We start from the raw sequence: 4990 nt of genomic DNA, 5'->3' as shown, positions 1-4990 counted from the left end.
GAAATGACAGGATTTCTGTCATCTCGGCTCTTTTGATGCCTCCCGGTGATGTAGAGGGAGGGTTTTTCAGTGGCCTCCCTCTTGGAAATGTCTTTTTATTTTGAATTCATATCGTTGACATCGTTCCAACAAGATTGATACGATGGGGAAAGATTAATGTAGATAAAATCACTAGGGATTAGGAGTGTTGAAAATGGCGCGTATTGGAAATTCCGTTACTGAATTGATAGGCCAGACACCAATTGTAAAATTGAACCGGCTGACAGGTCCCGAAGACGCAGAAGTTTATTTGAAACTGGAATATTTCAACCCGGGGAGCAGCGTGAAAGACCGGATTGCCTTGGCAATGATTGAAGCTGCTGAAAAAGAAGGCAATTTAAAAGAAGGCGACACCATCATCGAGCCGACGAGCGGCAACACCGGTATTGGCTTGGCGATGATCGCTGCTGCCAAAGGCTATAAATCCGTGCTAGTCATGCCTGAGACAATGAGCATGGAGCGGCGCAACCTGCTCCGCGCATATGGAGCTGAGCTGGTCCTTACCCCGGGACCGGACGGGATGAACGGTCCGAACGGCGCTATCAAAACGGCCGAAAAATTGGCTTCAGAAAACGGCTGGTTTATGCCGCAGCAGTTCAAGAATGCCGCCAACCCAGAAATCCACCGTTTGACTACTGGTCCTGAAATTGTCGAAACGATGGGCGATCAACTGGATGCTTTTATTTCCGGAATCGGTACAGGCGGTACCATTACCGGTGCTGGGCAAGTATTGAAGGAACATTATCCGAACATCCACTTGGTAGCGGTCGAGCCGACCGATTCGCCGGTTCTTTCCGGAGGCAAGCCGGGCCCGCATAAAATCCAAGGCATTGGCGCCGGTTTCATACCGGAAGTGCTGGATACGAAAATCTATGACGAGATCATCCAAGTGACGAATGACCAGTCTTATGAAACAGCCCGAAGAGCAGCGCGCGAAGAGGGCATCCTTGGAGGCGTTTCTTCAGGAGCGGCCATCTATGCTGCGCTGGAAGTTGCAAAACGCCTCGGCAAAGGCAAGAAAGTGCTGGCAATTATCCCGTCAAACGGCGAACGCTACTTGAGCACCCCGCTTTATCAATTCGAAGAAAATTAAAACGACCTAAAAGAGTGTGCCGCGTGCATGCTCTTTTATTGTGGCGGAAAAAACGCCATTCGCGTTAAGATAAGGGCAAACATTATTTCCCGGGCAATAAACCGAACGGATAGGAGCATGCATAAATGGACATCAACAAGCAAACATGGGTTATGGGCATACTTAATGTGACGCCGGATTCTTTCTCGGATGGTGGAAAATACACCACTGTGGATCAGGCGCTGGCGCAAGCGAAAAAAATGATAGTTGATGGAGCTGATATCATTGATGTAGGCGGTGAATCGACGCGTCCAGGCTATACGATGATTTCGGATGAAGAAGAAATTTCCCGCGTTGTACCGGTTATCAAAGCTTTAGCGGAAGAAACCGATGCATTAATTTCCATTGATACTTACAAAGCGGCCGTGGCAGAAGCGGCGGTTGCGGCAGGGGCCCATATCATCAATGACATCTGGGGTGCTAAATACGAGCCTGCTATTGCCAAGATCGCAGCCAAGTGGGATGTGCCGATTATTTTGATGCACAACCGTAACGATACGTCATACAATGACTTCTGGAAAGAAGTACAGGAAGATATGGATGAAAGCATAGGAATTGCGCTGGCAGCCGGCGTCCCTAAAGAGCGCATCTGGCTGGATCCGGGCATCGGGTTCGGCAAAACAACTGCCCACAATATCGAAATGATGCAGCATCTTAAAGAATTCGTAGAACTGGGGTATCCGGTGCTGCTCGGCACTTCCCGCAAATCCTTGATCGGAAAAGTGCTTGGCCTGCCTGTTTCAGAGCGTCTTGAGGGCTCCCTGGCCACTGTATGCTTCGGGGTAGAGCGTGGATGCCAGATTGTCCGGGTGCACGACGTCAAAGAAACGAGCCGTACGGTCCGGATGATGGACGTGCTGACAGGGAAAGTACAGTATGAGGAGGCAGATTGATGGATTATATTTATGTGAACGATATGGAGTTTTACGGCTACCACGGCGTTTTTCCGGAAGAAACGAAACTCGGCCAACGTTTCCGTTTGACGGTTACGCTCGCGGTAGACTTGCGAAAAGCCGGAGAAACCGATGAGCTCGTACACACTGTAAATTATGGAGAAGTATACCAAGTGTGCCGCTCCGTTGTTGAAGGTGAACCGAAAAAATTGGTGGAAGCCGTGGCAGAAGAAGTCGCCTCCCGTCTTTTAGCGGAATTCCAATTGGTGAAAGGGGTACGGGTGCTAATGATCAAGCCGGACCCGCCGATACCCGGCCATTACAAATCGGTAGCCATTGAATTGACGCGGGGAGAATTCATATGAATGAAAGCTATCTGTCACTCGGCTCGAACATGGGCAACCGGCTCGATATGCTGAAGCAAGCGGTCCGTCTGCTGATGGAGCATCCCTCCGTGGAGGTAAAGGCAATTTCCTCCCTCTATGAAACCGAACCGGTCGGCTTTACAGATCAAGAACCGTTCCTGAATATGGTGGTCCGGATCGTAACGCCTCTGGCTGCGCTTGAACTCCTTGACGTCTGTCAGGAGGTTGAACGGAAATTGAACAGGGAGCGGATCGTCAGATGGGGGCCGCGGACAATAGATCTTGATATTTTGATTTACAATCATGACAATGTGGAGTCGGAGCGGCTCACCGTTCCGCATCCCCGGATGCATGAGCGGGCGTTTGTCCTCATCCCGCTCACGGAAGTGAACCCGGCGCTTGATGGTCTGCCTGAGCCGCCGGAACAAGGCGTCCGTTTATGGAGAACCTATAGCGGAGCCGAAGCGTTCGTGAAGGAAAAGTAGGCTTGCAACCGTGGCTGAATAAAAATATTCGTGAGAGCACGTTATCCTGAGAATGATGGGGAGCGGAAAATGCGGACGACAGGACCGGTGGGACAGAAGATTTCGGTCAGTTACTGGGACAGGCCAGCAGGGGAACTGGAAGAACGTAAAGCTGCAGACAATGCGGTTTAAATTCAATATATGAGCTGCCATGATTTTGTGGCAGCTTTTTTATATGGCTAACGAATAGAAATTGTGTACAATAGAGAAATACACGAACGAGCGTGGTTTTTAAAGAAAAAGGAGTGTAGGACATGTCAGAAGAGTTAAACGATCAAATATTGGTGAGACGCCAAAAAATGCAAACCTTCCGTGATAACGGAATGGATCCATTCGGATCGCGTTTTGAACGCACTCATCTTTCAGAAGAAATTATCAAGGAGTTCAGCGAACTTTCAAAAGAAGATCTTGAAGCCAACCCTCAGGAAGTTGTAATCGCAGGACGCATTATGACGAAGCGTGGGAAAGGGAAAGCAGGATTCGCACACGTGCAAGATTTAAAAGGCCAAATCCAGATCTATGTCCGCAAAGATGCAATCGGCGACGAAGCTTACGAGTTTTTTAATACAGTTGACCTAGGTGATATCGTCGGCGTAAAAGGGACAGTTTTCAAAACAAACGTTGGAGAACTTTCCGTTAAAGCGAAGGAAGTGGTTTTCTTAACAAAAGCGCTTCGTCCGCTGCCGGAAAAATTCCACGGACTGAAAGATATTGAACAACGCTACCGCCAGCGCTACCTGGATCTGATTACAAGCGAAACAAGCAAAGAGACATTCATCCTGCGCAGCCGTATTATCCAGTCGATGCGCCGGTATCTGGATAACGAAGGGTTTTTAGAAGTCGAAACACCGATGCTCCATTCAATTGCCGGCGGAGCGACCGCGCGCCCGTTCATTACTCATCACAATGCCCTGGACATGGAAATGTTTATTCGGATTGCGATTGAATTGCATTTGAAACGGCTTATTGTCGGGGGCTTGGAAAAAGTATATGAAATTGGACGGGTATTCCGTAACGAAGGAGTGTCAACGCGGCACAATCCAGAATTCACAATGCTGGAACTTTATGAAGCCTATGCTGATTACAACGACGTGATGGCGCTAACTGAAAACCTCATTGCTCATATTGCCCAAGAAGTTCTTGGAACTACGACTGTTCAATACGGAGAAGATGAGATCAAATTGGCTCCTGGTTGGAGGCGTCTCCATATGGCGGATGCTGTAAAGGAATACACAGGTGTAGACTTCTGGCAGCAAATGACCAAAGAAGAAGCTCATGCTCTAGCGAAAGAACACAATATTGAAGTGAAGCCGACCATGGAAGTTGGCCACATCTTAAACGAATTCTTTGAGCAGAAAGTGGAAGAAGAATTGGTTCAGCCGACTTTTGTCTTCGGTCACCCAGTTGAAATTTCTCCGCTTGCTAAAAAGAATCCGGAGGACGAGCGCTTTACTGACCGTTTCGAGTTGTTCATTGTAAGACGTGAGCATGCCAATGCCTTTACGGAGTTGAACGATCCGATCGACCAGCGCGAACGTTTTGAAGCGCAGCTAGTTGAGAAGGCTGAAGGAAACGATGAGGCACATGAAATGGATGATGACTTCATCGAAGCGTTAGAATATGGAATGCCGCCAACAGGAGGACTGGGGATTGGGATTGACCGTCTAGTAATGCTGTTGACCAATTCTGCTTCTATCAGGGATGTACTTTTGTTCCCGCAAATGCGTCCGCGCGACTGATCTGTCCGTCTGGATGTTGATAGTTAAATGAACAGCTCAAGGTCCTTCCGCCTTGAGCTGTTTTAATTTCAAAAAAGTGCTTGCGTTGAATAAGAGCTGGTGCTATACTAATTGATGTCGCGTTTTCAGCGGCAAATACGGTTGAAACAAAAGATGAATTTTATTGTTGACTTCTTCTTGGGAAGCTGATAATATTGAAAAGTCGCCGTAAGAAAACGGCAAACAACATGAACCTTGAAAACTGAACAGCAAAACGTCAACGAAAGACGTCACGAGCGCCGAGGCGCGAGAACGGCTT

6 protein-coding genes are annotated in these 4990 nt (G+C 48.3%); 5 read left to right on the top strand and 1 reads right to left on the bottom strand.

What is annotated here, in order from left to right:
- Positions 1 to 193 precede the first annotated feature (193 nt).
- The 5 genes from cysK to lysS all read left to right on the top strand — a co-directional run bounded on the left by cysK (position 194) and on the right by lysS (position 4692).
- Positions 194 to 1132 carry a cysteine synthase A gene (gene cysK / locus ACTL32_RS18840; RefSeq protein ID WP_441342872.1) on the top strand — a complete coding sequence of 313 codons (939 nt, stop codon included), beginning with the start codon at positions 194 to 196 and terminating at the stop codon, positions 1130 to 1132.
- Positions 1133 to 1257: 125 nt separating this feature from the next.
- On the top strand, positions 1258 to 2064 hold the full coding sequence (gene folP, locus ACTL32_RS18835) for a dihydropteroate synthase (RefSeq protein WP_441342871.1): 807 nt from the start codon (positions 1258 to 1260) through the stop codon (positions 2062 to 2064).
- A complete protein-coding gene (gene folB, locus ACTL32_RS18830) occupies positions 2064 to 2429 on the top strand; it encodes a dihydroneopterin aldolase (RefSeq protein ID WP_441342870.1) in 366 nt (121 codons plus the stop codon). The genes folP and folB overlap by 1 nt, the downstream gene beginning before the upstream one ends.
- On the top strand, positions 2426 to 2914 hold the full coding sequence (gene folK, locus ACTL32_RS18825) for a 2-amino-4-hydroxy-6-hydroxymethyldihydropteridine diphosphokinase (protein WP_441342869.1): 489 nt from the start codon (positions 2426 to 2428) through the stop codon (positions 2912 to 2914). The genes folB and folK overlap by 4 nt, the downstream gene beginning before the upstream one ends.
- A gap of 293 nt (positions 2915 to 3207) precedes the next feature.
- Positions 3208 to 4692, top strand: a complete 1485-nt coding sequence (gene lysS / locus ACTL32_RS18820) for a lysine--tRNA ligase (RefSeq protein ID WP_441342868.1) — start codon at positions 3208 to 3210, stop codon at positions 4690 to 4692.
- A gap of 102 nt (positions 4693 to 4794) precedes the next feature.
- On the opposite strand, the gene ACTL32_RS18815 is transcribed toward lysS, so the two are convergent.
- Positions 4795 to 4990 (bottom strand): hypothetical protein (locus ACTL32_RS18815; RefSeq protein ID WP_441342867.1); only part of this gene is annotated, 196 nt, incomplete at its 5' end.

Origin of the sequence: Planococcus sp. FY231025 (assembly GCF_052078085.1) — a bacterium.
In the GTDB taxonomy this organism is placed as follows: Bacteria; Bacillota; Bacilli; order Bacillales_A; family Planococcaceae; genus Planococcus.
The sequence above is the reverse complement of the archived record's forward strand: the minus strand, read 5'-3'. Positions and strand labels throughout refer to the sequence as shown.